Source organism: Hyalangium minutum (genome assembly GCF_000737315.1).
GTDB lineage: Bacteria > Myxococcota > Myxococcia > Myxococcales > Myxococcaceae > Hyalangium > Hyalangium minutum.
The window spans coordinates 225452-251529 of record NZ_JMCB01000011.1 but is presented as its reverse complement, the minus strand read 5'-3'; the positions used below and the strand labels follow the sequence as shown (position 1 = coordinate 251529).

General features: G+C 70.1%; 19 protein-coding genes. 9 read left to right on the top strand and 10 right to left on the bottom strand.

Translation table 11 applies throughout. The features are described from left to right. Positions 1-205 precede the first annotated feature (205 nt). A complete protein-coding gene (locus tag DB31_RS27465) occupies positions 206-691 on the top strand; it encodes a hypothetical protein (protein ID WP_044192916.1) in 486 nt (161 codons plus the stop codon). 116 nt (positions 692-807) lie between these two features. After that, on the top strand, positions 808-1884 hold the full coding sequence (locus DB31_RS27460) for an RNA ligase family protein (RefSeq protein ID WP_044192915.1): 1077 nt from the start codon (positions 808-810) through the stop codon (positions 1882-1884). On the opposite strand, the gene DB31_RS27455 is transcribed toward DB31_RS27460, so the two are convergent. After that, on the bottom strand, positions 1845-2486 hold the full coding sequence (locus DB31_RS27455) for a TetR/AcrR family transcriptional regulator (RefSeq protein WP_052420283.1): 642 nt from the start codon (positions 2484-2486) through the stop codon (positions 1845-1847). The genes DB31_RS27460 and DB31_RS27455 overlap by 40 nt on opposite strands. Positions 2487-2597: 111 nt before the next feature. Between DB31_RS27455 and DB31_RS27450 the strand changes: the two genes are divergently transcribed. Beyond that, the gene (locus DB31_RS27450) at positions 2598-3308 is read left to right on the top strand and encodes a Coq4 family protein (RefSeq protein WP_044192913.1); all 711 of its coding nucleotides are present in this window, start codon (positions 2598-2600) and stop codon (positions 3306-3308) included. A 31-nt stretch (positions 3309-3339) separates the two neighbouring features. Here DB31_RS27450 and DB31_RS27445 read toward each other — a convergent pair whose 3' ends face one another. Next, on the bottom strand, positions 3340-5010 hold the full coding sequence (locus DB31_RS27445) for a DUF2339 domain-containing protein (RefSeq protein ID WP_044192912.1): 1671 nt from the start codon (positions 5008-5010) through the stop codon (positions 3340-3342). Positions 5011-5138: 128 nt separating this feature from the next. Between DB31_RS27445 and DB31_RS27440 the strand changes: the two genes are divergently transcribed. From DB31_RS27440 to DB31_RS27430, 3 genes are all read left to right on the top strand, one after another. Then, positions 5139-6344, top strand: a complete 1206-nt coding sequence (locus DB31_RS27440; protein ID WP_044192910.1) for a Kelch repeat-containing protein — start codon at positions 5139-5141, stop codon at positions 6342-6344. A 21-nt stretch (positions 6345-6365) separates the two neighbouring features. After that, positions 6366-7760, top strand: coding sequence for a M24 family metallopeptidase (locus DB31_RS27435; protein WP_044192909.1), 1395 nt, complete (start codon positions 6366-6368; stop codon positions 7758-7760). 105 nt (positions 7761-7865) lie between these two features. Further along, on the top strand, positions 7866-9242 hold the full coding sequence (locus DB31_RS27430; RefSeq protein ID WP_044192908.1) for a hypothetical protein: 1377 nt from the start codon (positions 7866-7868) through the stop codon (positions 9240-9242). Positions 9243-9260: 18 nt separating this feature from the next. Here DB31_RS27430 and DB31_RS27425 read toward each other — a convergent pair whose 3' ends face one another. Beyond that, complete coding sequence (locus DB31_RS27425) at positions 9261-10424, bottom strand: cytochrome-c peroxidase (RefSeq protein WP_044192906.1); 1164 nt, start codon at positions 10422-10424, stop codon at positions 9261-9263. 216 nt (positions 10425-10640) lie between these two features. Next, positions 10641-11060 (bottom strand): hypothetical protein, encoded by a 420-nt coding sequence (locus DB31_RS27420; protein ID WP_044192904.1) that lies wholly within the window; start codon positions 11058-11060, stop codon positions 10641-10643. Between the two features lie 241 nt (positions 11061-11301). Between DB31_RS27420 and DB31_RS27415 the strand changes: the two genes are divergently transcribed. Then, entirely contained in the window at positions 11302-11691 is a 390-nt protein-coding gene (locus DB31_RS27415) for a DUF2750 domain-containing protein (protein WP_044192901.1), read from the top strand. 98 nt (positions 11692-11789) lie between these two features. Next, positions 11790-14210, top strand: a complete 2421-nt coding sequence (locus tag DB31_RS27410) for a serine/threonine protein kinase (RefSeq protein WP_044192900.1) — start codon at positions 11790-11792, stop codon at positions 14208-14210. A gap of 15 nt (positions 14211-14225) precedes the next feature. Here the strand turns inward: DB31_RS27410 and DB31_RS27405 are convergent, their stop codons facing one another. Further along, the gene (locus DB31_RS27405; protein ID WP_044192899.1) at positions 14226-14906 is read right to left on the bottom strand and encodes an RDD family protein; all 681 of its coding nucleotides are present in this window, start codon (positions 14904-14906) and stop codon (positions 14226-14228) included. A gap of 389 nt (positions 14907-15295) precedes the next feature. Here DB31_RS27405 and DB31_RS27400 point away from each other — a divergent pair, with 389 nt between their 5' ends. After that, complete coding sequence (locus DB31_RS27400; protein WP_044192897.1) at positions 15296-18919, top strand: two-component regulator propeller domain-containing protein; 3624 nt, start codon at positions 15296-15298, stop codon at positions 18917-18919. Between the two features lie 3 nt (positions 18920-18922). Here the strand turns inward: DB31_RS27400 and DB31_RS27395 are convergent, their stop codons facing one another. From DB31_RS27395 to DB31_RS27375, 5 genes are all read right to left on the bottom strand, one after another. Further along, positions 18923-19894, bottom strand: coding sequence for a PDR/VanB family oxidoreductase (locus DB31_RS27395; RefSeq protein ID WP_044192893.1), 972 nt, complete (start codon positions 19892-19894; stop codon positions 18923-18925). A gap of 161 nt (positions 19895-20055) precedes the next feature. Continuing rightward, complete coding sequence (locus DB31_RS27390; RefSeq protein ID WP_044192891.1) at positions 20056-20685, bottom strand: hypothetical protein; 630 nt, start codon at positions 20683-20685, stop codon at positions 20056-20058. Positions 20686-20739: 54 nt separating this feature from the next. Then, a complete protein-coding gene (locus DB31_RS45210; RefSeq protein WP_169787103.1) occupies positions 20740-22551 on the bottom strand; it encodes a sigma 54-interacting transcriptional regulator in 1812 nt (603 codons plus the stop codon). A 55-nt stretch (positions 22552-22606) separates the two neighbouring features. Beyond that, positions 22607-23626, bottom strand: a complete 1020-nt coding sequence (locus DB31_RS27380) for a hypothetical protein (protein WP_338034320.1) — start codon at positions 23624-23626, stop codon at positions 22607-22609. Positions 23627-23943: 317 nt separating this feature from the next. Further along, positions 23944-26040, bottom strand: coding sequence for a hypothetical protein (locus DB31_RS27375; RefSeq protein WP_052420282.1), 2097 nt, complete (start codon positions 26038-26040; stop codon positions 23944-23946). Positions 26041-26078: the final 38 nt, after the last annotated feature.

The following is a 26078-nucleotide window of genomic DNA, read 5'->3' as shown; positions in this document are numbered from 1 at the left end:
TCCCTGCCCGGCCGAGGGGCAGGCGAGACCCAGCAGGTAGGGAGAACTCCACACTACCCAGCAGGCCTCTCAGGGGCCACGATTTCTCGGTGGCCCTAGCGCCTGCCTGGAAGCATCAATACGGGGCGTACGGCCCCTTCCTTGAAGGATGGCGGTCGACTAGGTTGCGCCGCCCTTCCGGTACCCCTTCCACGAGGAAACGACCATGCCCCGGATTTCCAACGCCCTGATTCAGGAGCGCAACGAGTTCATCCTGGAGATGCTCCGCAGCCAGCCCGACATCTCCCGCCAGGAGGCGCAGGAGCGCTTCGAGGAGAAGTTCGACGCCACCCTGCTCCCGAAGACGTTCCAGCAGCTGAAGGAGCAGGTGCAGCAGGAGCGCGCCGCGGCCCCGGCGCCCGCCGAAGAGCCCGCCCACGAGGAGCAGGACACCCCCGAGGAGGACTCCTCCGCCCAGGCCAGGTCGGCCAACGGCGCTTCCGAGCCCACCAACGGCGCCGCGGCCCAGCCCGCCAAGGCGGCCAAGGCGGCCAAGGCCAAGGGGCAGAGGAACCTCTTCGTGGACGCGTCCAAGGAGCAGCTCGTCTTCCTGGAGCGCATCGTCCAGCAGCTCCAGGAGGCCGGTGCCTCCAACGTGCGCATCGACCACTCCACGGATCGCTGGATGGTCCTGACCGTGGACGCGAAGTAGCCCTCGCGCGCACCACCCCCTGGGCCGCGTCCGAGGGTGCGGCCCAGGGAGCTGGGAGACGGGGTGTGTCGGGTGTGCCTCCGGTCGCGCGTCCACGGCGCAGCGAGGAGCCACCCATGGCCGACACGGATCCGTCCCACACCCACTATGAGAAGATCGCCGAGCGCCCGGAGCAGTGGGGCCTGGAGGACAGAGGCTATCGCGCGCTGAAGAAGAGCCCCTGGGTGGTGACGGAGAAGATCCACGGCGCCAACTTCGCCCTCTTGAGCGATGGGCAAGTGGTGCGGTGCGCCAAGCGCAAGGCGCTGCTGGCCGAGGGCGAGGACTTCTTCGGGCACACGGCGCTGTTGCCGCGGCTGGTGCCGGCAGTGCTCCGGCTGCAGGCGCGGGTGCGAGAGCGGCACCCGGACGCGGTGCGCATGACGCTCTATGGCGAGCTGTTCGGCGGAGCCTATCCGCACCCGGACGTGCCCACTGTGCCCGGGGTGCAGGCGGTGCAGACGGGGGTGTACTACTCGCCGCGCATCGAGTTCTGCGCGTTCGACCTGGCGCGGGAGGATGCGCGGGGCGAGCGGCACTACCTCGACTATGAGGTGCTGCTGCGGCTGTGCGAGGAGGAGGGGGTGCTCGCCGCGAAGCCGCTCTTCGTGGGCAGCTACGAGGAGGCGCTGGAGTTCCCCACGGGCTTCGAGAGCCAGGTGCCGGGGTGGCTCGGGCTGCCGCCGCTGCCGGGCAATCTGGCGGAGGGGGTGGTGCTCAAGCCGCGGATGGACCTGTGGGTGCCTTCGGCGAAGGGGCGGGTGCGGCCGGTGCTCAAGCACAAGATCGCCCAGTTCGCCGAGGACGAGCGCTTCCACGGGGCGGCGAAGTGGAAGCCCGCGCCCGTGCAGGGGGCGTGGCTCTCGGAGGAGGACCTGCGGGGGCTGGCCACGGGGTATGCGAACGAGGCCCGGCTGGCGAGCGCGGTGTCGAAGCTGGGCCCACCGCCGAGCGAGAGCAGCCCCGAGGCCGAGGCGCTGCGGCGGCTGCTGGAGGAGGACATCCTGGAGCAGCTGGAGACGGATGCGGGGGACAGTCTCCGGGCACTGGCGCCCGAGCCGAAGGCCTCGCTCGAGGCGCACGTGCGGCGGGAGGCCGAGGACCTGTGCACGCTCTACTTCGCGCTGCGGGACGGAGAGGTGGGTAACAGGTAGCCAAGCATCAGCTCCCCGAGCTCATCGGCCAGCTCGGGGTCCTCGAAGAGCTCGGGGCGCTCGATGGCGGCGGACCAGATGATGCCGCGGATGGCGCGGGTGATGACGAAGGTGGCCAGCTCCACGCGGCGGGAGCGGAGCTGGCTGCTGTAGTGCAGCATGAAGGTGCGCACCACGGTCTCAATGCGCTGCTCGAAGGATTGAACGCGCTCCATCATGCCCAGCTTGAGGCCCTCGCTGATGAGCACCTGATGGAGGCGTGGGTTGACGGCGTAGGCCTTCATCACCCCGAGCGCCACGTCGCGCACCACCTGTTGCGTGGACGGGGAACCCTGGGACTGGAGGGCCTCGGTGCACACGTCGAGCACGCGCTGAATCTGGCGCTCGAACAGGGCGGTGATCAGCGCCTCCTTGCTGGGAAAGTACTGGTAGAGCGAGCCGATGCTGACGCCAGCGCGCTCGGCCACCTGGCGAGTGGTGGTGTCTTCGAAGCCATGCGCGACAAGAATGTGAGCAGCGGCCTCCAGGATGGCGTCCACGGTGGCTCGCGAGCGCTCCTGGCGAGGCTTTTTCCGAGGGACGGAACGACTGCGCTGGGCCATGGCTCTCCCCGAGGGAAACCTGAACAGGGATGCGAATTTCGCACACCCCGCGTGCTCATTACCTTTTTCACCGCACAGTCACGAAGCGACATCCGTCGCCGGAGGAAGCCCATGTTCGCTCTGCCCCTGATCGTCCGCGGTGGTCACGCCTTCCTGAGGCTCGTCCAGGACCTGAACCGCCTGGACGAGGTGTTCCGTCTCATCGAGTCTCTCCACGACAACCCGCGCATCAGCGAGCAGCTCGTGGAGGGGCACCGGCAGACGCCGCACGGGGCGCGGGCGCTGCAGGAGAAGCCGCGCTTGGGGAAGATTGACTTGGAGGCGCTGGGGCGGCTGCCGGAGGGGACGTTCGGCCACGAGTATGCGCGCTTCATGCGCCGCCATGGGCTGGATCCGGCCTCGTTGCCGGTGAAGCCGGTGGAGGATGACGCCTCATTCATCGAGGCCCACCTGCGTGAGACGCACGACCTGTGGCACGTGGTGACGGGCTTCGAGCCGGACGTGGCGGGCGAACTGGGGCTCCAGGCGTTCTACCTGGCGCAGTTCCCGAACCGTGTGGCGCTGGCGATTCTCTCGGCGGGCATGATGAACACGCTCATCTACGGGTTCGAGGACAGCGCGGCGCGGATGACGCAGATCGCGCGCGGTTGGACGCTGGGGCGCCGGGCGCGTCCGCTGTTCGGCACGGACTGGAAGCAGCTGTGGGCCACGCCCATGACCGAGGTCCGCGCGAAGTTGGGCCTGGAGCTGAAGGCGGTGGACGTGGTGACGCCGGAGATGATCCCACAGGACGTGGCGCGCGAGCCCGTGGCCCGCGCCTGACCGAGCGCTGGGCCTTCCCGAGGGGCGTTGGTCACCGCTTGCGGTCGCGCAAGCGGGTGTACGTGTACGAGATGACCAGCAGCATCACCCCAAGCAGGATGAAGGTGAGCACGCGCTGGCCGATGGGCAGCCGCGCCAGGTCCACGATGAGCAGCCGCCCGAGCGCCAGCGCCAGCACCCCGATGCCCGTGAGCCGGTACCGGCGCTCGTTCAGGGCGAAGCCCACCGCGAACATTCCGAAGGCCGCCACCACCCACCCAAGCGTCGTGAGCCCTGCCGGCATCCACTCGCCCACGAGCCACACCAGTGCGAGCCCCGTCCCCATGGCACAGAGCGCCTTCAGCGTTCCCTGAGCCTGGAGTGTGGTCGGCGCTGGCAGCCAGGGGGCACTGAGCTCCGCGGATCGCTCGACGATCAGGAAGCACGCGAAGGCCACCGCGTACAGCAACGGAGGAGAGGACACGATGAACCACGTGGCCCCGAGCCCCACGAACAGCACTCCCACGCCCACCCAACGCAGCACGGGCGATGCCGTGCCGCGCGCCACGAGCCCTGTCGCGGCCCCCGTCACCAGCCAAGAGGCGACCAGCGCTGAGCCTTCGTAGTGAGCCGGCATCGCCAGGGCCAGGGTGAGCGCACACAGGGACATATAGGTGTGGAGCAGGGCGGGCGTGGCCTGCCGCCACCGTGCGACCGCCGCCGAGGCCCCGTGCGCGAGTGCGACGATGAGGAAGAAGGAAAACAGGTCCGGCTCACTCCGGCGCTCCACCTCATAAGCGCCCAGCCCCACCAGCCCCACCCAGTTGAGCATGGCGAAGGTGAGGCTGGCGCGGACAGACAGCTCTTTCGGCCGGGCGAGCAGCGCCACCGAGAACAGCACGAAGTACACCGACAGGAAGCTCAGGCTGAGGAAGAGCCGCTCGGGATCCGGAGCGTCCGGTGCCACCGCGCCTGTCCGCAGCGCCCAGTTCACGTGCGTGGTGTAGACAGCCACGAGGCTCGACAGCGGGACGATGACCCACCGGTTCTGCACCAGGAAGAACAGCGCGCCCGCCGCCAGCAGCGTGGTGGACAGCAGCGTGAACGCGGTGATGTCGCTGAGCATCCCCGTGTGCAGTCCGAGGAACAGCGCGATGCCCGCCACCGTCTCCGAGTGCATCCGGTGCGCGATGACGACGATGGCCACCACCAGCCCCGCCAGCAGCACCAGCGCCAGTGCCTGGCTGTCGATGACTCGAACCGAGGGGATGAAGTGCAGCGCGTACGTGACGAAGTACGCCAGCGCCAGCCCGCCTCCGAAGAGGATGCGCCCGAACAGCTCGTAGCGCTTCGACTGCCACAGCCCGAACGCCCCGAGCCCCGCACTCAGCAGGTAGCCCAGCCCCACCCGCGCGAACATCCCCAGCTCTCCGAAGCGCCAGGTGATGAGGTACGCGATGCCTGTAATGAGCGCGACGATGCCCACCCGGCTCAGCCAGTACGTACCGAGGTGCGCCTCCAGGTCCGCGCGCTCCGGGGACGCGGGCGTCGGCGCTCCCCCTATATAAGGAGGCGGTGGAGGTGCCTGCCCAGGCGCCGGCCCGGACACCGCAGCCGTGCCCTTCGCCTCCAACTGGTGGAGCCGATCCTCCAGCGTCGCGACCAGCGTCTCGAGCTTTCGCACCCGCTCTCGAAGCTCTTGATCCCCATCCTCTGCGCTCATGTGCGCAACCGTCCTCGCGGTGGTGGCATGTCGCCTTAACCCTCTGGAATCACTCAAGAGTTAACGGGAAGGCATGTCAGACCGTCAGGTTACACGAACCCCCCTCGACGTTGCGGCCAGGTGGGGTCATGCATCGGTTTTCGAAGTCTTTCGTTACAGCAATTCTCTTCACGGCAGTGTTCTCGTGCAGCTCCGGCCCGGCTTCGGATGAGGCCGGCTCGGGCCCGCTGGCTCAGGCGCTGGGGACGCCTCGGCGGCTGTTGCCTTTCGTGCAGCTCAAGGATGGGCGCGTGCTCGCGGCGGGTGGCCATGACGGCAACCGCACGCTCTCCTCGTGCGAGCTGTTCGACCCTGTTTCGGGCGTGTGGAGCGCCACGGGCTCTCTCAAGGTCGCGCGCCGCAACCACGCCGCAGTGACGCTGGTGGATGGCCGCGTGCTCGTGGCGGGCGGCTCGCCCCAGCAGCTCGTCGGCATGCTCGCCAGCGCCGAGCTCTATGAGCCGTCCACCGGCGAGTGGACGCAGGTGGCCCCCATGTCGGTGCCGCGCATCGATCCGACCGCCGTGCTGCTGACGGACGGGCGAGTGCTGGTGGTGGGCGGCTCGGACCTGGACCGGCGGCAGCTCCGCTCGGCGGAGGTGTTTGATCCGGCCACCGGGACGTGGACGCCCGCCGAGACGCCCGGCTGGGGCCACGGCGGCGCGCAGGCCGCGGCCGTGCTCAAGGATGGGCGGGTGCTCGTCGTGAGCGGCCTCCAGGCGGAGCTGTTCGATCCGGCCTCGGGTCTCTGGACGAAGGCGGGGTGGGCGGGGGGCGCTGCGGGCACGCACCGCTCGGGCCACACCGTGACGCGGCTGCTGGATGGGCGGGTGCTGGTGGTGGGCGGCAGCACGTCCCGCGCGGCGGAGACGGCCGAGGTGTTCGATCCGGCCACGGAGACGTGGACGCTCGTGGCGCCTCCGCACATGCCGCGCGAGAACCACGGCGCGGTGGTCACCTTGGATGGCGCGGTGCTGGTGGTGGGCGGCTACCACTTCTCTTCGGGGACGCTCGCCGAGGCGGAGCGCTTCGAGCCGGCCACGGGCTCCTGGAGCCTGGTGACGGCACTGCGCGTGCCTCGCCGGGGCGCGGGTGTGGTGCCACTGCCCGGCGGCGAGGTGCTGCTGGTGGGTGGGTTCAACGATGCGGGGAGCGCGCTCGCCAACACCGAGCGCTACCTCCCGGGCAGCCACTGCGTTCCCTCCACCTGCGCGGACCAGCACGGAACATGTGGCGTGGTGCCGGACGGGTGCGGTGGGCTCTTGGAGTGCGGCCCGTGTGACGGCGGCGAATAGGGGTGACATGCTGCGCGCTCCATGCGTGCACCCCTGTCCGCCATCTCCGCTCTGTGGTTGTTGTCCACCGCCTGCGCCACTCCCGGCGCGACGCCTCCCAACTCCGGCAGCTCCCTTCGGGAGGCGGAGCGTCCCTTCGGCACCCTTCGCCAGCAGACCGAGCGGCAACAGGCCTGGCTGAAGGAGCGGCTGGAGGTGGCGCTGCCCAAGCTCATGCGCCAGTACGGCGTGGAGATGTGGGTGGTGCCCATGCGCGAGTACAACGAGGACCCTGTCTTCAAGGCGCTCGTGTCCGGCCGGAGCTTCGCGGCGCGGAGGCGCACCATCCTCGTGTTCCATGACATGGGCCCGGAGAAAGGCGTGGTGCGCCTCACCCTCGGCGGCGGCGCGCAGGGAGGCCTCTACGAGCAGGTGAGGATGCAGCGGCAGGTGGATGGCGGCGGCGCGCAGCGCACCGCCGAGCCCTGGGGCCCGGACCAGTGGCAGATGCTCAAGCAGGTGCTCCAGGAGCGCCAGCCGAAGACCGTCGCCATCAACGTGTCGCGCACCTTCGCCTTCGCGGACGGCCTCTCCCATGGCGAGTACGAGGGCATGACGGAGGCGCTCGGCCCCGAGTGGACGGCGCGCCTCAAGCCCGCGGGCGGGCTGCCGGTGGACGTGCTCGCGTGGCGCAGCGCGGACGAGGAGCGCTTCTTCGCCGAGGAGAACAAGCTCGCCTGGGACATCATCTCCACGGCGTTCTCCAGCACGGTCATCACCCCCGGCGTCACCCACGTCAAAGACGTGGAGTGGTGGATGAGCCAGCGCCTGAGCGACCTCGGGCTGGACACCTGGTTCCATCCCTCCGTGAGCGTGCAGCGCCAGGGCGTCACCGAGGCCCAATTGGGCCAGGACCCCGTCATCCAGCGCGGCGATGTGCTGCACTGTGACTTCGGCATCACCGCCCTGCGGCTCAACACGGACACCCAGCACATGGGCTACGTGCTGCGCGAGGGCGAGACGGAGGTGCCCTCCGGGCTGAAGCAGGCCCTGGCGCGCTCCAACCGGCTGCAGGACCTGGTGGTGGAGGAGCTGCGCCCCGGCCGGACGGGCAATGAGATTCTGCGCACGGTGCTCGGGCGCATGAAGCAGGAGGGCATCGACGGCACCGTCTACTCGCACCCCGTGGGGCTCCACGGACACGCGGCTGGCGCCATCATCGGCCTGTGGGATCGCCAGGAGGGCGTGCCCGGCAATGGCGACCACACCCTCATTCCGAGCATGTGGTACTCGGTGGAGCTCCAGGCCACCTCGCCCGTGCCCGAGTGGGGCGGCCAGCCCGTGCGCTCGGCCCAGGAAGAGGACGTCATCATCGGCGCCGACGGCCGCGTGCGCTGGGCCTACCAGCGGCAGACCGAGTTCCACCTCGTGCGCTGAGACGCGGTGCGCCAGGGCCGCTCGGCGGGTTCCTCCGCGCACTACGCTTTACGTGGCGTTGCAGGCGCACTACCCTATAGGTGGGTAGGTTCCTACGACGCGTGCATGAGCGGCTCCCTGCGACTCGAAGACACCCAGCGCGAGCGTGACCCCGAGGCTTCCTCCACGGAGGCCCTCCTGTGGGCCCTGCGCCGCCACGGCGTGTCCGTGCAAGAAGAGCCCCTGAGGCAGGCCGTGGGTTGGGGGGAGGCCCTGGCGCTCGCCGCCTCGTGGGTGCAGCGCGCCGAGACGCCCGAGCCTCCCGTCGCCACGCTCATCGCCGGAGTTCTGGAGCTGTGGCGGCGCTATGTCCCTCGGCCCTGGCCCTCCACTCAGGAGGAGGCTCCGCAAGGGCTGCCGCGCAGCTTCCATGAAGCCTTCTGCGCCGCGCCGCTGGAGGTGCGGCTCGCGCTGGCCCGGGAGGTGGCCGCAGATCCCCGCTTCGACGCGGAGGATGCGCTGGACCTGGGCCGCAAGCTCCGGGGGTTGCTCCGAGCGGAGGACCGCGGCGGAGAGCTCGAGGACATCCTCGCCATCTGGGAGGTCCAGGCCCCGCACGTCTACCGAGCCGAGCCCGCGGTGCTCGGCTGGCGCGTGGAGTGCGCCCTCGGTCGGCCAGGGGCGGATGTTCAGGGGGCGCTGCTCGGGCTGGCGGAGTGGCGGGGGCACCTCGTGCCGCTGCAGAAGCTCGCCGAGTGGTGCCTCTACCGGGGCCAGGTGGGCGCGGCACGCGCGGGCCTCACCGCCGCCTGGCCTGGCGTGCGCGACAGCCCCCGGCTCTTCGGGTGGGACGTGGAGGACTTCGCCCACCGTGCCGTGCTCACCGTGCTGGACGCGGCGCTCCTGCGAGAGCCCACTCCCGGCGAGGAAGGGCTCCCCGCACAGCTGGAGCCCTTCGGTCCCCTGGCTCCGGGTTGGCTGGAGCGTGCCCTCTCCTATCGCACGGGTGTGTGGACGTGGAGCGGCGAGCCCGCGCGCTGGTCCCGGCTCTCGCCGGAGCACGTCCTGCTCGAGCAGCAGGGGCTGGTGATGGCCTTCGAGCAGGAGCTGCGCACGCGCCATGGCTGGCCCCTGGGGCGCACCCAGCTGCTCCACCCGGGCCTGATGGGGCTGCTGCCCGAAGTGCGTCCGGGGCCTCACGCGTCGCAGGAGCCAGCGCGCACGCCCGCCGCGCTGCTCCTTCCCGCCGAGTGGGTGCTGAGCGAGTGGGCGCGCCCGGGCTCCGACAGCCGCTACCGCCACCCGCATGCCGAGGCTGCCGTCGCCTCGGCGCTGCTGCCCTGGGGACACTTCCTGCGCCGGCTCGGCCTGCTCAGCTCCCAGGCTCACGCCGCGTGGCGAGTCCGCGTGACGCGGACGCTGGGCCGGCTTCCGGAGCAGTTCGCGTTCGCGGATGACACGGCGCTTGGCCCGGAGGTCTTCAAGGCCCTGCGCGGGGACTGAGGCGGCGGAGGCGTGCGCTCACTGGCCCGTCATCGACTCGAGCAGCTTCACGAGCGCCGCCTTCTCCTCGGCGTTGAGGTCCAGCTTCTTGATCGTCTCCGTGCGCGTGCCGGTGAACGTCCCGTTCTCGTCGCCGCCCTTGTTGTAGAACTCGACGACGTCCGCCAGCGTGGCCACCTCGCCCGTGTGCATGTACGGAGCCGTCAGGGCGGCGTTGCGCAGCGTGGGCGTCTTGTAGGCGCCCACCATCTCCGAGCGCTTGTCCGCCAGCGTGGTGCGCAGCGCCGCCAGCCGCGAGGCCTCCGTGCCCGTGGGCGCGTCGCTGAAGGCGCCCGCCGCGTTGAACTTCCAGTTCAGCATCGGCTCCACCGCGGCCGTCTGCCCCGGGGCGCTCTCGCTGCCGTCCTTCACGCCGATGTTGTGGAAGAGGTGGTCGCTCATCTCCACGCCCTTGTGGCAGACGATGCACTGGCCCTTGCGCACGTACGTCTTCAGCGCCAGGTAGGCCGGATCCCTCTCGCCCTCCGCCACGCTCACCGTGGCCGCGGCGATGAAGCGCTTCACGTCCTCGTCGAACGGCGACCGCAGCCGGTTCACCGTGCGCTCGTAGGCCTGCATGAGCTTGCCCGTGTTGGCCAGCAGCTCGTCATCCCCCGTCTCGTCCGGCGTCTTGTTGAACAGCTCCGCGTACCCGGGCAGGTAGTCCTGCGTGAGCACCGACCGGATGATGTTGGCGTTGGAGCCCATCTCGACGGGGTTCGTCATCGGCAGGATGGCCTGGTTCCACAGCCGGTCCGCGCGCCCGTCCCACATGAACCAGCGGTTGTAGTCCGCATTCAGGATGGTGGGCGGGTTGCGGCCCGTCACCCCACCGTTGCAGCCGTCCGCCTTGGCCTTGGCCACCGTGCGGCCATCGCCGTCATGGCAGCTGGAGCACGACACCGTGCCGCAGGCCGACAGCTTCGGGTCATGGAAGAGCCGGTTGCCCAGGGCTGCCGCCTGGGGATTGTCCGCGAGGCGGTTGGTGGCGTCCGCGGGCGGCTTCTGCGGCGGCGAGTGCAGCTGCTGCAGCGCATCCAGCTCATCGAAGGAGGGGAACGGATTCTCGTCCCCACATGCACTGGCCAGCAGTCCCACCACGAGCAGAGATGTCAGGCGAGTACTCAGGCTTCTCGCGTTCATAGAGGCATGGGCTCCTGCGACAAGGGCGGAGGACACAGCGGAAGGGGCCTCGTCGTCGTCGTCACATTGCCGTGCCTGGGGGCAAGGAATCAATCCACCCCTGTGTGCGAAGGAGCCGTCGCTTTTGACGAGGGCCCTCCGCCAGGGCCAATGGGCTCAGGGGTTCCCCGTAGCAGCCCGTGGAGGGAGCGGCCGAGCGAGCGCAGCGCGCCCTGGCTAGCCACACATGGCGCGAAAGTCCCGCGTGGCCGTCTCGTAGTCGTGGAGCTTCAGCACGCCGGGCTTGGGCTTGAGGGTGGGCGCTTGGCCGTCGTCACAGCGCCAGCCCGAGGCGGGGCTCACCTCCACTTGCAGCTCGGCTTCACTGGGGAGGTTGGAGACCACGTACAGGCAGCGCTCGCGGCTCTGCTTCACCATGACGTTGCCCAGCGGGCGAGCGGGCTCGCTCACATGGGCCACGTGAATCCTCACCCCCGCGCAGGAGGTGCTCCCATGCCGCACAACGCTCGGTGGGGCGATGAGGACCCCCGTAAGGCTGGCATTGCCCTCGCGCTCCAGGCGCTCCGCTCCCGTGCCGGAGGCGCAGCCCGTGGTGAGCAGCAGGGCGGTGGCGAAGGTGAGGCCTGGCTTGAGCATGCGGTCTTTCTAATCGTGTTGCGGCAGGGCAGCGAGCGCTTCGAGCACGGCCTGGGCGTGCACCCGCCCACTCCCGAGTCCTGGGCGCAGATCAGTGAGCGGGCGTCCCTCCGTGGCCGGAAGTGCATCGCATCCGGCTCTGACAACGGTCTGGAGCCTTCCGACGTATCGGGGGTATGCCGACGCACCTCGAATGTGGTGTCGTGGTGAAGTCCGGGTGCCCACAAGGAGGCGGAAGGAGATGACGCAGGAGATATCCGACGCTCGGCTCCAGGCCGTCCTCGAGCTGCCGCCCGAGCGACGCCATGCGTGGTTCCTTCAGCGGGTCCGCGAGTCCGGCGAGGTGTGGGGGCTGTATGCGGAGGGCTGGGCGCTGGCGTTCGATGACGAGGGCCGGGATGTGCTGCCGCTGTGGCCCACCCCCGCCGCGGCCCGCCTGTGCGCCACGAACCTGTGGGAGGGCTTCGAGCCCCGCTCGATTCCTCTGCAGCAGCTGGTGGACGAGCTGCTGCCGGACCTGGCCGAGGAGGGCATCCCCGTGGGCGTCTTCTTCACCCCGAAGGGGCAGGGCTGGCCGGTGACGGCGGCGGAGCTGCGCGAGCAACTGCTCGGGAGCAGCGCCAGCGCCTGAGGCTGCCCGCCTGCCTTCCGGGGTGGGTGCCCCTCCGGAAGCTCCTTAGGGAGGCTTGCGCCTACCTTGCCCCCCATGATGCGCTGCGGATGACTCCGATGACGAACCCCACGACAGAACCGCCTCGGCACCTGGGGCGCTACGAGCTGGTCCACCTGCTGGGCCAGGGCGGCATGGGCGAGGTGTACCTGGCGAAGATCTCCGGCGCGGCGGGCTTCGAGAAGCCCTGCATCGTCAAGACGATCCTCCCGGCCCTCCTCAAGGACGGCCAGTTCCTCGACCGCTTCCACCACGAGGCCAAGGTGCTGGTGCACCTGGTGCACTCGTCCATTGCCCAGGTCTACGACATGGGCGAGGCCGACAGCACCTACTACATGGCGCTGGAGTACGTGGCGGGCGTGGACGTGGCGTACCTGGCCGAGCAGGCGCGCAGCCAGGGCCAGCCCATCCCCGTGCCGGTGGCGCTCTACATCGGCCAGAAGGTGGCCGAGGGGCTCGGCTACGCGCACCGCAAGACGGGGCCGGATGGCACGCCGCTGGGCATCGTCCACCGGGACGTGTCCCCGCACAACGTCATGGTGTCCTACGAGGGCGAGGTGAAGGTCATCGACTTCGGCCTCGCCAAGTCCGCGGCGCGCAGCAAGTACACGCTGCCGTCCACGGTGATGGGGAAGCTGGGGTACATGTCCCCGGAGCAAGCCCGCGCCGAGCCGCTGGACCACCGCACCGACATCTACTCGTGCGGAGTGATGATCTGGGAGCTGCTCGCGGGCCGGCCGCTCATTGGCCACGGCACGGTGGGGGAGATGATGGCCGCCATGGCCCGGCCCCAGGTGCCCTCGCTCCACGAGCTGCGGCCCCAGGTGGATCCCGCCATCGACGCGGTGGTGCGGCGCGCGCTGGCGCCCAATCCCCAGGAGCGCTACGGCCGCTCGGACGAGCTGGCGCGCGCCCTCAATGAGCAGTTGCTGCGCTTCAGCACCGCGCTGGGCGCCGAGGAGGTGGGCAACTTCGTCAGGGCGCTCTGCCCGGAGGCCTTCTCCGCGCAGCGCAAGCTCATCTCCCGCATCTCTGGCGTGCGCCGCGCGCCGTCCACGCCGCCGATGGCGGGCGTGCTGCCTGCCTCGGGCGTGGCTCCCGAGACGGCGGGCGCGCAGCCCATCACCGGCATGGAGGCCACCTCGGTGCGCCCGCTGAGCGCCATGGAGGCGGACAGCGATGTGCCGTACCGGCCCATGGCGACTCCGCTGCCCGGAGCGCCTCAGTCGGGTGCCATGCCCGTGGGAGCGATGGTGCCGCAGGCTCCGAGGTCCGGGCCCGTGGTGGCTGCGGCGCCGGTGTCTTCGCCTCATCCCGTGGCCATGCAGTCGGGGCCTCACGCGCCCGCGTCGGGTCTCACGAAGACGAAGCTCCTCGTGGGCGGAGTCATCGTGGTCCTGCTCATGACGAGTGTGGCGGCCGTCACCGCGCTGGTCGTGCGCCCGTCGCCTCCGCCCATGGCGGCGTTCCACGATGGCAGGCCGCCCCCGCCGGACCGTGATGGCCACTACCCACCGGGGCCCCACGACGGACCTCCGGATGCGGAACGTCCCCCCCATGCGGGCAGGCCTCCTCCTCCGCCTCCTCCGAGAGAGGGACCTCCCGGCAGAGGACCCAGGGGCGAGCCTCCGCCTCCCTCCGAGCCTGAGATGAACGCTGGGCCGCCGCCCGAGGCGGGCACGGTCGCGGCGGAGGGCTCACCCGGTTCGGCCCCCACGGTCCCCGTGGTGGGGAAGGCGGGCTCGCCCGATGTCGCGCCCGCGGTGGTCACGGCGCCGCCCGCCATCGAGGAGAGTCCGGAGCCGTCCAACACGTCGCCGAAGGCCCAGCCGCCGCGCTCGAAGCCCAAGCCCACGGCGGAGTTCATCAAGGTGAAGAATCCGCTCCAGATCCTCCAGAGGAATGGCAGCTACGGCGTGGCCGTCGGGAAGAAGGCGGGGCTCACCCAGGGCATGGAGCTGAAGGTGGTGAGCGCTGCGGGAAGCAATGGGCTGCGCAAGGTGCTGGGCCGCGCGAAGGTCCAAGAGGTGATGCTCAAGAAGAGGTTGGCGGTGCTGCTCCTCGACGAGAGTGCCATCAAGGCCGGGGGAGACCGTTTCGTGGCGATGCCCACGGAGATCCCAGACGAGGCCTCGGACTCTGAGGCCGAGGCCGAAGCCGCGCCGCCGGCTCCTCCCGCGGCTCCCGCTCCGGAGGCCCCGGCCAAGCGGCTCAGCGTGGGGGTCCGGCAGACGGGCTTACTGGGCATCAACGACATCGACCGGACCTTCATCGTCTACAACTCGGAGAGCAAGGCCCTGTCCCGCTGCAAGGCCACCATCCACCGCCGCGGGCAGTACGTGTTCTCGTACCTCCGCAGGGGCGAGAACAAGGTCAAGCAGGGCCAGTTCAAGCCCGATGCGCAGGCCCCCGTGATTCCGGAGGGCCGGATGCTCATCGAGTGTGAAGAGGGCCGCGTCGAGGCGGAGATCCAGCGCTAGCCGCGGCGGGCGCCGTCACGGTTGGAGGCGCCCGGCCACCTCGGGACACTCGGGGACGAGCGCCACCGCCGCCGGCTCCTGGCCGCGCGCCTCGCGGGCAAGCCGGTCGAGCGAGTGCCGGCACATCCACGTGCCCACGTGCTGCCGGTAGCCGTGGCAGCACTTCCAGCCAGTGAGCTTCTGATCGAGGTAGGTGAGGGCCTCGTGGCGCGTGGGCGTGGCGATGAACCACACCGCGGCTGCGGCCGCAGCCACCCACGGCAGCTGCAGGCCCACCCCCGCCCATCGGGACGAGCCCTCCGCCGAGCGCCGCTCGCCATGCACCCGCAGCAGCCGATCCAGAGGGCGCGAGGGGAGCATGGGCGTCATCACCAGATCCGGCAGCGAGACGAACGCGCGGAAGAAGGAGCGCGGCAGGCCCGCGGGCTGGCCCTCGGCGTTCACCAGCTGCACGTCGAAGAGGCGCCGCCCCAGCGTCCACCCACGGACTCCCCCCACCAGCGAGAGCACCAGCCACGCGCCGAACAGGCAGACGAGGACCCGGGCTGGCGACTGCTCCCAATCCAGCGCGCGCGAGGCGCCCCAGCCCAGCAGGGCGGCGATCGCCAGGTCCACCAGATCCGCGGCCCACAGCCGGTAGCGGAACCGGTCGTGCACCGGGGCGAACTGCGATCCAAACAGCGGCCCTTCACTCATCCCGCGAGGACTCCATGCCGCTCAGCATAGCTGGGGAAATCTGCCCGAGCACTTCCTGGACGAACGGGAGCAGGCCAACGCCCGCCAGCGTGTTTCCCACTTGGGACGCATTCAGGTGTCGACTTCTCGCAGTGGCCGCCACCCGCACCTCAGCCCATCTTCGAGGTGCACGGGGCGAGGAGGAACTCGCACAAGTGGGGGGTGAAAACCCACCCCAGGCAAGGGAGGCCTGCGAGGACTGAACGGCCCTTGGGGCCGGCTCCGGAGCACGGGACGGCGGCAGCGGCGGGAGGAGGCGAGCGAGGGGTAGGTGGGTGCTCTCGCCGCTGCCGCCGGGCCAGTGCTTGCCGCTTGGTGACAGGGGCGGTTTGCTGGACACTGCAGGCTCCATGTTCAGGTGGAGTCAGTGCTCACCGAGGGCGCACGTCCTCTTCGGTCCTCTCATTCTCGCGAGCCTGCTGGCGGCGGGACAGGGCCTCGCGCTGGACCCCCACCGCTCCATCTCCCAGTACGGCCACCAGTCGTGGAGCAACGAGGACGGGCTGCCGCAGAACACCGTCTTCGCCATTCAGCAGACGCGGGATGGCTACCTGTGGCTGGGCACCTGGGAGGGCCTGGCCCGCTTCGATGGCGCGAACTTCACCGTTTATGATCGGCACAACACGCCGGAGCTGAGCGAGCACGGCATCCGCGCGCTCCTGGAGGACGGCGCGGGCGGGCTGTGGGTGGGCACGAAGAAGGGCGTGGTCCACTACGAGAAGGGCCGCTTCGCGCGCCTCCCGGACGAGGGCGATCTGCGGCAGGCGAACGTGCCCGCGCTCGCGCTCGAGGGCTCCACGCTCTGGGTGGGCAGCTCGCTGGGGCTGGAGCAGGTACCGCTGACCGGAGGCGCGCGGCGCCGCTACACGATGAAGGACGGGCTGCCCAGCACCCTCATCGAGGCGCTCACCGTGGATAGCGCGGGCGTGCTGTGGATCGGCACCGGGGGCGGGCTGGCGCGGCTGTCCGCGGGGAAGGTGGAGGAGGTGCCCCTGCCCGAGGGCGTGGACTCGCGGGTGCGCTCGCTGCTGGCGGCGCGGGATGGCACGCTGTGGGTGGGCACGTACTCCGGGCTGCTGGCCCTGCGGGAGGGAACGTTCACCTGGTTGGACCCAGCCCAGGGGCTGCCGCGCTCCGAAGTCATGGCGCTGTGGGAGGACCGCGAGGGTGTGCTCTGGGTGGGGCAGGAGACGGGCCTGTTCCGCTACACGGAGGGGCGCTTCGACTTCTTCGGCCCGAAGGAGGGCCTGTCTGGGACTCGCGTGTACTCGGTCTTCGAGGATCGGGATCAAAACCTCTGGGTGGGCACGGCGGATGGCGGGCTCAACCGGCTGAACGCGGGCCCCTTCCTCACGTACGGGGTGCCCGAGGGCCTGTCGCACGACTTCGTCCGCACGGTGCTGGAGACGCGGGATGGCACGCTGTGGCTCGGCACGCTGGGCGGAGGACTCCACCGGATGAAGGACGGCCGCCTCTCCCGGGTGCGCGCGGACGAGGGGCTCACGGATGACAACATCCGCTCGCTCGCCGAGGGCCCGGATGGGACGCTCTGGGTGGGCACGCACCACGGTGCCTTCCGCTATGACGGCAAGCGCTTCACGCCCGTCCTCCGGGAGAGCCGGCTGCCGCTGGATCAGGTCTGGGCAATGCTGCCGGACTCGCGCGGCAACGTGTGGTTCGGCACCTCGTCCGGGCTGGTGCTGCTGCACGAGGGGAAGTTCACCGTGTACACGCCCGAGCGGGGGCCCGTCCCCGACTCCGTCAACTGCCTGCTCGAGGACGCGGCGGGCACCCTCTGGATTGGCACGCACTCGGGGGTGGTGCGCTACGCCCAGGGTGAGTTCAGCGCGGTGACGGACCCGGCGCTCACCAACGAGACCATCCTGGTCCTCTTCTCGGACACGCCGGGCACCCTCTGGGTGGGCACCTACACCGGGCTGGTGCGCCTCAAGGATGGAAAGGGGACACGCGTCACCGTGGCCCAGGGACTGCCGGACGACAGCGTCTTCAACCTGCTGCCGGACGGGAAGGTCTTCTTCTGGATGAGCAGCAACAAGGGCATCTGGCGGGTGAACCGGCGCGAGGTGGAGGAGGTCGCCGACGGCCGGCGGGAGCGCTTGCGCGCCAACAGCTACGACGAGCGGGATGGGCTGCGCACCGTGGAGACCAGCAGCGGCTCCCAGCCCGCCGGATGGCGGGCCCATGATGGGCGCCTCTGGTTCACCAGCCTGCGCGGCGCGGTGGTGGTGGATCCCAACAGCTCGCGGCTGGAGCGCCGCCCGCCCGAGGTCGTCATTCAAGAGGTGCGGGTGCACGGAAAGGGGGTCCCCGTGGCGCCGAAGCTGGAGCTGGAGCCGGGCCAGCAGGACATGGACATCCGCTTCACCGTCTTCGCGCCGCTGGTGCCTCAGCGTGTGCCCGTGCGGTACCGGCTGGAGGGCTTCGACGACGACTGGGTGAATCCCGAGGGCCGCCGCTCGGCCACGTACACCCGGCTGCCCCCGGGCCACTACCGCTTTCGCGTCATGGTGGCGGACCGCGAGGGCGTGTGGCGCGAGCCCGGGGTGGTGCTGGATGTGAAGCTCCAGCCGTGGTTCTACGAGACGGAGTGGTTCTACCTGCTGTGCGCCGCGGGCGTGGGCGGCGTGGCCGCGGCCAGCTACGGCTGGCGGGTGGGCCGGCTCAAGCAGCGCGAGCGCTGGCTGCAGATGCGCGTGGAGGAGCGCACCAAGGAGCTCGCCCGCGCCAACCAAGAGCTGGACGCCCACCTGCGCACCCTGCGTGCCACCCAGGCCCAGCTCGTCCAGGCCGGGAAGATGGCCGCCGTGGGCACCCTGGCCGCAGGTGTTGGCCATGAGATTAATAACCCGCTGTCCTACATCGTCTCCAACGTGGAGTATGCGGCCGACGAGGCCCTGGCCCTGAAGGCCCAGCTGCAAGAGGCGCCCGAGGACGTGGTGGGTCGGCTCCGGGAGATGGAGCAGGTGCTGCGCGAGGCCCTCATGGGGGCGGACCGGGTGCGGCGCATCGTGAGGGACCTGAAGACGTTCTCCCGCCAGGACGAGGACCTGCGAGGGCCGGTGGACCTGCGGGCGGTGATGGACTCGGCGGCGAAGATGGCGGCGGGGGAGCTGCGCCCCCGGGCCCAGCTCGTGCGGGAGTACTCGGAGGTGCCTCGGGCCGACGGCAGCGAGGCGCGTCTGGCGCAGGTGTTTCTGAATCTCATTATCAACGCGGCCCAGGCCCTGCCCGAGGGCAAGGCGGACCAGAATGAGGTGCGCCTGGTGACCCGACGTGTAGGAAATGACGCGGTGGCCGCCGAGATCCACGATACGGGCAGCGGCATCCCCCCAGAAGTGCTAGGGCGTATCTTTGATCCATTCTTCACAACGAAGCCGGTGGGGATAGGCACGGGGTTGGGGCTGGCGCTATGCCATGCTTTCGTGACCGCGATGGGGGGCCGGATCGAAGTTCAGAGCCAGGTGGGGCGCGGGACGATGTTCCGTGTGACGTTGCCGGTGGCTCGCGGCGAGCAGGTGCAGGCGTCACGCGGCGAGGAATCGAAGGAGGGAGTGTCGATGCGAGGTCGGGTGCTGGTGGTGGATGATGATCCGTTGGTGAGCTCCGCGCTGCGGCGGACGCTCTCGCGCGAGCACGACGTGGAGGTGGTGGTCAGCTCCAGGCGTGCGCTGGAGATGCTGCTTTCCCCGGAGGGGCTCTACGACGTCATCCTCTGCGACTTGATGATGCCGGAGATGACGGGCATGGAGCTGCACGCGCAGCTCGAGGCGGCGAAGCCCGAGCGTGCCGAGCGCATGGTCTTCGTCACGGGCGGCGCGTACACGCCCGTGGCCATGCAGTTCCTGGAGCGGGTGAGCAACCCGCGCCTGGAGAAGCCCTTCGAGCCGGAGAAGCTGCGCGAGCGCGTGCGCGAGTGGGTCGCGAAGGCGAAGGGCGAAGCCGCTCCGGCGTAGGGCTCAGAGGTCCAGCACCAGCCGCCGGGACCGGGCGCGGGAGACGCACACGAGCATCCGGTCCGTGCCGGCCTGCTCCGGGCTTCTGAAGAAGGAGTCCCGGTGCTCCGGCTCGCCGTCGCAGACGCGGGTGAGGCACGTGCCACAGTTGCCCGCCTCGCAGTCGCTGGGCACTTGCAGCCCGTTGAGGCGCAGCACGCTGAGCACCGTCTGCCCCTTGGGCACGTTGAGCACCGCGCCGGTGCTGCGGATGGTGATCTCGAACTCGAAGTCCTCGACGCCCAGCGCCGTGTTGACGCCGCCGGCCGTGAAGGACTCGAAGTGCGTCTTCTCCGCGGGCCAGCCGTGCTGGCGCATCGCCGCGCGCACCGCCTGCATCAGCCCCCCGGGGCCGCAGCAGTACAGCCGGGCCCCGGGCTGGCGCCGCGCGAGCAGCGCGCTCACGTCCAGCCCCTTGGCGGGATCTCCTCCGTCGTGGTGGATGTGCACGCGGCCGGCGAACGGCGGGGCGCTCAGCTCTTCGAGGAACGCGGTCCGCTCCGCAGAGCGGGTGCAGTAGTGGAGCTCGTACGCGGCGCCGGTCCGCTGGAGCACCCGGGCCATGGCCAGCAGCGGGGTGATGCCGATGCCTCCCGCCACCAGCACATACGAGCGCGCGTGGAGCAGCGGGAAGGTGTTGCGCGGGGCGCTCACGAGCAGCGTGTCCCCCTCATGCACGGTGTCGTGCAGGGCGATGGAGCCCCCACGGCCCTGGGGTTCGAGCTGCACGGCGATGACGTAGCGGTGAGTCTCCTGCGCGTCGTTGCACAGGGAGTACTGCCGTACATGCCCCCTCGGCGTGTGAACGTCCAGGTGCGCCCCGGGCTCGAAGGGCGGCAGGCTGCCGCCGTCCTTGGCCACCAGCTCGTATGAGTGAATCCCTGTGGCTGTGCGTTCGATCCGCGCGACGCGGACGCGCAGTGACTTCGTGCTCATGCTTCCCCCCACTGGCCCATGCACCGACGGCAGCGTGTGACGGCGGAGAATGGGTCAGCAGGGAGCAGACGGACACTGCCCATGGGATCGTGTGGGCCGCTCTCTTTCGCACAGAGCCCGGGCCGGCGGGCCGAGGGAGCGAAACAAACCGGGCGGGGGAATCAGCTCCCTCGGGAACCGGGCTTCGAGGGAGCCGGGCCGACCAGCAAGTCCCGGGCGCGGACGAGCTCCTCGCGCTGCTGGAGCGCGAGCTTCTGGAGGTCGGGCGCGAGCCCCTCCAGGCGTGAGAGGTCTCGCTGCTGGAGCTGGGCCTGGAGCGCCGCCTCGATGACGGCGGGAGGTGCCTCGGGGGACACGCCCAGGAGGGCGGCGGCTTTCTGCCGGGCGCCTGCGCGGAGCACGGCTGGGTCTCCGATGGTGGCCATCAGGCGGGCGTCCTCATCTCTGGAGCCGCGGCGCTTGGGAGAGGAGGCGCCTGCGCGGACGAAGAAGGCCGCCACGGCGGCGGCTCCGGCCACACCCAACGCCATATATAAGGAGGATCGGCGCTGCCGCTCTTCCTGAAGGAGCTGCTGGTTGGCGGCGAGCTGCTCCTGGCGCTCGGCTCGCTTGGCGGTGTTCTTGGACGGACGCGTGGGGCTGCCCTGTTGGGCCAGCTCCTGGCTCAGCTCTCGCTCCAGCAGATCGAGCTGCTCACGGGAGTAGTCGGAGAAGGAGTTCTTCGAAACCGTGCCCAGGTACCCGGCGGTTCCCCCCGCACCCAGCGCAACCATGATGAGCAGCCACCGCATCCGCTCTTCCTTCCGTCCGTAGGGCCTGGCTCGAGGCCCCCGGGATGAGGAGGCTCATTCGACCAGCTTGAGGCCGTACTCTTCAATCTTCTGATCGAGCGCCGCCGGAGAGAGCCCCAGGGCCTCGGCCGCGGCGGGCTTCGCGCCCTGGGTCCGCTTCAGCGCCAGGACGATGTGCTCGCGCTCCACCTTCCGCACCACCTCGGCCAGTGAGCCTCCTGCGGAGAGCGAGGAGCCCCCCCGTTCGGGGGCCAGCACTTCGGGGGGCAGATCCAACAGGCCGATGAGCGGGCCCGGCTCCTTGAGCAGCAGCGCGCGCTCGATGGCATTGGCGAGCTGGCGCGCGTTGCCGGGCCAGGGGCAGGTGCGCAGGGCGCTCCGGGCCTCCTGCGTGAAGCCCTCGGCGCGGAGGCCGAGCTGCGGGCCCATGCGCGCCAGGAAGCGCTCGGCCAGGGGGAGAATGTCCTCGGGACTGTCTCTCAGCGGCGGCAGGTGGATGCGCGTCACGTTGAGCCGCCAGTAGAGGTCCTCGCGGAAGCGCTGCGCGCGCACCTCCTCGATGAGGGGGCGCTGGGTGGCGGCCACCACGCGCACGTCCACGGGGATGCCCGCGCGTCCGCCCACGCGGTGCACGATGCGGTCCTGCAGCACGCCCAGCAGCTTCAGCTGGAGCGGCGCGGGCAGATGCCCCACCTCGTCGAGGAAGAGGGTGCCGCCGTCCGCTTGCTCGAAGACGCCCGCGCGGCCGTTCGCCGTGCTGGTGTGGGCGCCCTTCTCGTGGCCGAACAGCTCGCTCTCGGCCAGCTCGGCGGGGATGGCGCTGCAGTTGACGGCGATGAAGGGGCCTCGCGAGCGGGGGCTCAGGGCGTGGATGGCGCGCGCCACTTCCTCCTTGCCCGTGCCCACCTCTCCGGTGAGGAGGAGGGTGGACTGCGCCGGCGCGGCGGCGGCGGCCTGGCGCATGGCTTCGCGCATGGCGGTGCTCTCGGCCACGGGCTGGGACTCGATGAGGGTGCTCGGGGCGGGCGGTGCGGGAGGCGGTGGGCACAGCGAGGGCCCCGCGGCTCCGGCGAGCGCTCCCGTGAGCGCCAGCTCCTCATCGGTGAAGGGCGTGTCCCGGAGGATGCAGAGCGCGCCAGCGGGAGAGCCGCCCGTGTAGAGCGGGGCGTAGAGGACGTGGGCGTGGCCCTGGCGCACGCGCGTCAGGAGGTTGTCCGTCTCGGTCCGGACCTGGCTCTCGGACATGGTCAGCGCATGGCCGAGCTTCAGCGCCGCGTTCACCAGCTCCCGGCTCAGCGTGAGGTGGGCCCCCACGGGCCGGGCCAGCAGCGGGTGGAGCACACCATTGGGGGCCACGCGCAGCACGGTGAGCGCGGTGGGCTGGAGGGCCGAGTCGAGCGCCTCCAGGACGATGCCCGCGGCGACCTCGGCGGAGGAGGCAACCGCGGCGCGCAGGGCCAGCTCTCCGGCGCGGGACAGGGCCTCTTTCGTGGGAGGGATGAGACCGCGGGCCGTCTCCGGCCGAGTGCGGGTGAGGACGAGGGTGGATTCGCCGTCCCGGGCACGCAGGGCATCAAACGAGGGCTCGTACACCAGGACGCTCTCGCCCACGGAGATGTGGTCCCCGGGGCGCAGCCGGGTCGTCTCCTTGAGGAGCTGGCTGTTGAGCCACGTCCCGTTGCGCGAGCCCAGGTCCCGCAGCACATGGCCCGCGGGGCCAATGGGTTCGATGACACAGTGCTCCCGGCTGACCTTGTCATCTTGGAGCAGGAGCCCCCCTTCGGCCGCCCGGCCGATAACGAGGGGGGAATCCAGCTCTCTCGCTATGCCCCGGCAGGGGCCGAACATCGCCACCAGTCTCGCCACGGTGGGTATTCTAACGGCTGCCGGGCCCCCGTGGGGGTTGGACGTTCAGGGTTCGTCAAACCTGGTGGCGCTCGGCGGCGCGGTAGAGCTGGGTGAGGGAGAAGTCCAGCAAGGCCTGGCACGAGCGCATGGCCTTGTGGGCGCGCACGAAGGGCAGCCATACCCGCGAGCCGACGCGCACCTGGGATTCTTCTGTGTTCTTTCGGGGAATCCACTGGCCGCCCAGGCGGCGCACGAGCACTTCCCCCAGGTAGGCGCCGATGGCGGGCACCAGCCGCGCGTCGATGTGGTGGCGCTCGAAGATTTCGGGAAAGCGGAAGACCCAGAAGTGGAAGTCGGCGTCAGTGAGGGACTCGGGGGTCTCCTCGAGGATGGAAGGCACCTCGGAGTGGAGCACGGAGACGAGGAACTCAGCCATGAGCGAGTAGTGCTCCAGCGCCGCCTGGGTGTCCGGGACGTCCGAGGTCAGGGCTGCGTCAGCGGGCAACCACTCCTCCGGCTCTGGGGGTGGGTGGGCGTTGAGCTCAGCGGTCCTGCGCGGGCGCTCGCCCATGGAGCCGTGGTCCAGCACGCGAGAGAGGAGGGGAGCCGCGTCTGGAGGGAAACGGGGCTCCACAGGGGTGAGGGCGGCGTTGCGCTCGTGGAGGGAGCGCAGCACGGTGTCGAAGTCCAGCTCCGGGCGGAGGTGGACGAGCGCGCGGGCCTGGGCCAGGCGCGCCTCGGGGTGGGTGAAGTGGGCGGCGATGGGCCAGGTGACGAGCAGCACGCAGCCGTTGGGGAGTTCTTCCACCCGGTGAGCCGGGGTGGACAGCATGCGCTCACGGCCCACGAGGTTCACCAGCTTGGGACCGAAGACGTTGAGCCAGAACACCTCGTAGATTTTGTCGAATCCATCGCGGATGCTCGTCTCCTGGTCCCGGCCGAATCGGGGGGAGTCCGCCAGCTCGCTGTCGGCGTCGCTGCCTGCGAAGGCATGGGAGACGGGGTAGTGGCAGGCCCAGGCGCGCACCAACTCCACGAAGGGGTGGCAGCGTGCTTGATCCGTGAAGAGGGAGAGCGGCTGCACCCTAAGCATGACGCTCAAAGCTGGAGTAGGAGGAGCGAGGGCGAGCCAGGGCCATAGGTACACAGCTGGCCATGCCGTCCGGCCAAGTACGATCGAGGTGAAATGGCCGTCACGCTTTTCCTCGAGGGCCTTCCAGATGGCGGAGCGGGAGTATCTTCTTCTCCGCTTTCCCTCGACCACGTCTGGCATCCATCCCACGGAGTACTGTTCAAGCGCGTGAAAAAAGGGTTCCAGCGTGCGTTCCAGTGCAGCTTTGGAGTCGAAGGAACCGTCGAAAGAGAGCCACAAGCTGTCTTCCGGGGGCAAGTCCTCTAGCTCCAGCCGCTTCATTGGAACACCACCTCCACTTCTGAGACTTGCTGTTTTACCTTCCTCACTGCGGCGTTAAGGACGTTTTGCTTTGGCATGAGACTGCCCCTCTCGTAGACGAGGCGGATGTGGTTCACCTCCACGCGACGCTTGAGAGAGGGACGCAGGATGTCCACTGTGCCGCCGTAATACTCCAGAGCGGCACTTGCATCCATGCGTATGGAGGCTTCCAGGGACTCGCCTGTGAGTGGCTGGAGGTTTCGGCTTTTGAAGCTGAATGTCTCCACGCGGGGCGTTTGGCCTGGGGGAGGTTGGTGCTCGATGACGAGCACGTCCGCGAAGCGGACGCCGGGCACACCGTGCTTGGACAGGCCTACGTGTACCTCGATGCGAGGTTGTGTGAAGGCGCTCAGCCAGCGGCGCTGGGCTGGCGGTAGGGCAGCATCCGCGCGTAGTAAGGAGATCATGGTGCGCTCGAAGGTGAGCCCCCGGGCGAAGGCCCCGCGCATGCGCTCGTAGGGCTCCCAGCGCAGGGGACCTCGAGCGGACTTACCCTCTTCCAGCAGGGCGAGGCGCGCACGGCGGTAGGCGAGGTAGTCGTTCCACAGGACGTAGCCTTCGGGCACCCCGGGCGGCGGAGTGTCGAGAGTTGCTTCGAGCTTGCGGAGCAGCGCGGCGTCCGCAGGCAGGCGGGGACCTTGTGCCTCCCACTCGGCCTGGAGCAGCTTGGCCTCCACCACCTCGCGGGTGTGGCCTGCTGCTTCGTCCACCAGTGACGCCAGTCCACCGAGGGCTCCGCTTGCAGGGGGCCTGGGCTCGGCAGCACCGGTGCCCTCGGGCAGGGCCTTGGACAAGGTGGCCTGTGCCCTCGCTACATTGCCTCGGGCCTCGTACAGCGCCACCGCCGCGGGCTCGCCTCCTGCGGTGACGAACACCGCCGCCTCGCGGCTGGCGCGCACATAACGAGCCACCTCCGCCACCCCGTCCAGCCCCAGCCGCTCCATCAACTGCCACGCCACGTGCCGGAGCGCCTCCAGCCGCAGCTCTGGCAGCCGCAGGTGCACGGCGGAGCCTTCCGCCGGCGCCAGGTACCGCGTGCCCTTACCTGTCGCGTAGAGCGCGACCAGCAGAGCTGCTGGCGCCAGCTCCCGAGTTGCCTGTTCGTAGTGCCCTTCTTCCAGGGCCTCCAACCCGTGCGCCGTGCCCGCCGCCAGGGAGTAGAAGCCCAGCGGAACGCCGAACGTCAGCGTGTCGAAGCTCCCCAGCGCCATGTTCTCCGGCGCGTAGTGCTGGCTGATCAGCGCCTGCTCCAGCTGGCTCAGGGCCTGTTGGTAGGCCGGAGGGAGCTGCCGGGCCTGAGCGCTCATTCTCAGGTAGCGCGCTCCATCGCTCGTCGGGGTGCTGTTGAGCGCATCCCGGCCCGCGCTTCCCAAGCCTCGCAGCACGTCCCTTGCCTGTTCACCGCGCTCCGGATAGGCAGAAAGCGGCAGCCCCCGGCGCTCCAGCTCCTGTCGCACCGCCGGTAGGGCGCCCAGCGCCTGCGAGAGCTGCTTGTCCCGAGCCAGCAACCCCAGCACCTGGCCCACCTCGTCGTCACACGCGGAGTGGAGCAGGAAGAGGGCGAACACCTGCGCGTAGGCGCCATGGTCGGCGGTGGTGGTGAGTAAGAAGGAGGCCCGCTTGCGAGCGAGCACCTCGGCGGCACGGCTGTCCCTCAATGGCCCGAGAGCACCCAGGCGCACCGCGCTCCAGTCCCCGAGCCGCTCCAGCAGCCGGGCCATGTCCACCTCGCGCTGCAACGCGAGGAAGCCCGCTGCCGAGCCACAGGCCAGCAATGGCGCCAGTAACTCCTCGTCACTGGAAGCCTGCGCGGGCCAGCCCTCGGGCCTGGGGCAATCCCACGCGCGTACCGCTCGCGGCGGAGCGGCACGCGAGGCCCGCCGTGCAGGCACCCGGAATCGGACTTCGGGTGCCTGCACGTAGCGCTGGAAGAACATCGGGGGTGCGTTGCTCTGCACCGGCGTGCAGCCGCTGACCAGCATCGCTGCGCTCAGCAACAGCAGCCCATAGCTCCGCCTCAGGCGCTGCCATGCCACGCCCAGCGCTGCACTCATGAGAAGCCCCCCTCACAGCGAGAGGCCTTCACGCTACG

Excerpts from the sequence above, each read along its gene's own strand:
- DB31_RS27465 (WP_044192916.1), top strand. The coding sequence starts at position 206 with ATGCCCCGGATTTCCAACGCCCTGATTCAGGAGCGCAACGAGTTCATC.
- DB31_RS27460 (WP_044192915.1), top strand. The coding sequence starts at position 808 with ATGGCCGACACGGATCCGTCCCACACCCACTATGAGAAGATCGCCGAG.
- DB31_RS27455 (WP_052420283.1), bottom strand. The coding sequence starts at position 2,486 with ATGGCCCAGCGCAGTCGTTCCGTCCCTCGGAAAAAGCCTCGCCAGGAG.
- DB31_RS27450 (WP_044192913.1), top strand. The coding sequence starts at position 2,598 with ATGTTCGCTCTGCCCCTGATCGTCCGCGGTGGTCACGCCTTCCTGAGG.
- DB31_RS27445 (WP_044192912.1), bottom strand. The coding sequence starts at position 5,010 with ATGAGCGCAGAGGATGGGGATCAAGAGCTTCGAGAGCGGGTGCGAAAG.
- DB31_RS27440 (WP_044192910.1), top strand. The coding sequence starts at position 5,139 with ATGCATCGGTTTTCGAAGTCTTTCGTTACAGCAATTCTCTTCACGGCA.
- DB31_RS27435 (WP_044192909.1), top strand. The coding sequence starts at position 6,366 with ATGCGTGCACCCCTGTCCGCCATCTCCGCTCTGTGGTTGTTGTCCACC.
- DB31_RS27430 (WP_044192908.1), top strand. The coding sequence starts at position 7,866 with ATGAGCGGCTCCCTGCGACTCGAAGACACCCAGCGCGAGCGTGACCCC.
- DB31_RS27425 (WP_044192906.1), bottom strand. The coding sequence starts at position 10,424 with ATGAACGCGAGAAGCCTGAGTACTCGCCTGACATCTCTGCTCGTGGTG.
- DB31_RS27420 (WP_044192904.1), bottom strand. The coding sequence starts at position 11,060 with ATGCTCAAGCCAGGCCTCACCTTCGCCACCGCCCTGCTGCTCACCACG.
- DB31_RS27415 (WP_044192901.1), top strand. The coding sequence starts at position 11,302 with ATGACGCAGGAGATATCCGACGCTCGGCTCCAGGCCGTCCTCGAGCTG.
- DB31_RS27410 (WP_044192900.1), top strand. The coding sequence starts at position 11,790 with ATGACGAACCCCACGACAGAACCGCCTCGGCACCTGGGGCGCTACGAG.
- DB31_RS27405 (WP_044192899.1), bottom strand. The coding sequence starts at position 14,906 with ATGAGTGAAGGGCCGCTGTTTGGATCGCAGTTCGCCCCGGTGCACGAC.
- DB31_RS27400 (WP_044192897.1), top strand. The coding sequence starts at position 15,296 with ATGTTCAGGTGGAGTCAGTGCTCACCGAGGGCGCACGTCCTCTTCGGT.
- DB31_RS27395 (WP_044192893.1), bottom strand. The coding sequence starts at position 19,894 with ATGAGCACGAAGTCACTGCGCGTCCGCGTCGCGCGGATCGAACGCACA.
- DB31_RS27390 (WP_044192891.1), bottom strand. The coding sequence starts at position 20,685 with ATGCGGTGGCTGCTCATCATGGTTGCGCTGGGTGCGGGGGGAACCGCC.
- DB31_RS27380 (WP_338034320.1), bottom strand. The coding sequence starts at position 23,626 with ATGCTTAGGGTGCAGCCGCTCTCCCTCTTCACGGATCAAGCACGCTGC.
- DB31_RS27375 (WP_052420282.1), bottom strand. The coding sequence starts at position 26,040 with ATGAGTGCAGCGCTGGGCGTGGCATGGCAGCGCCTGAGGCGGAGCTAT.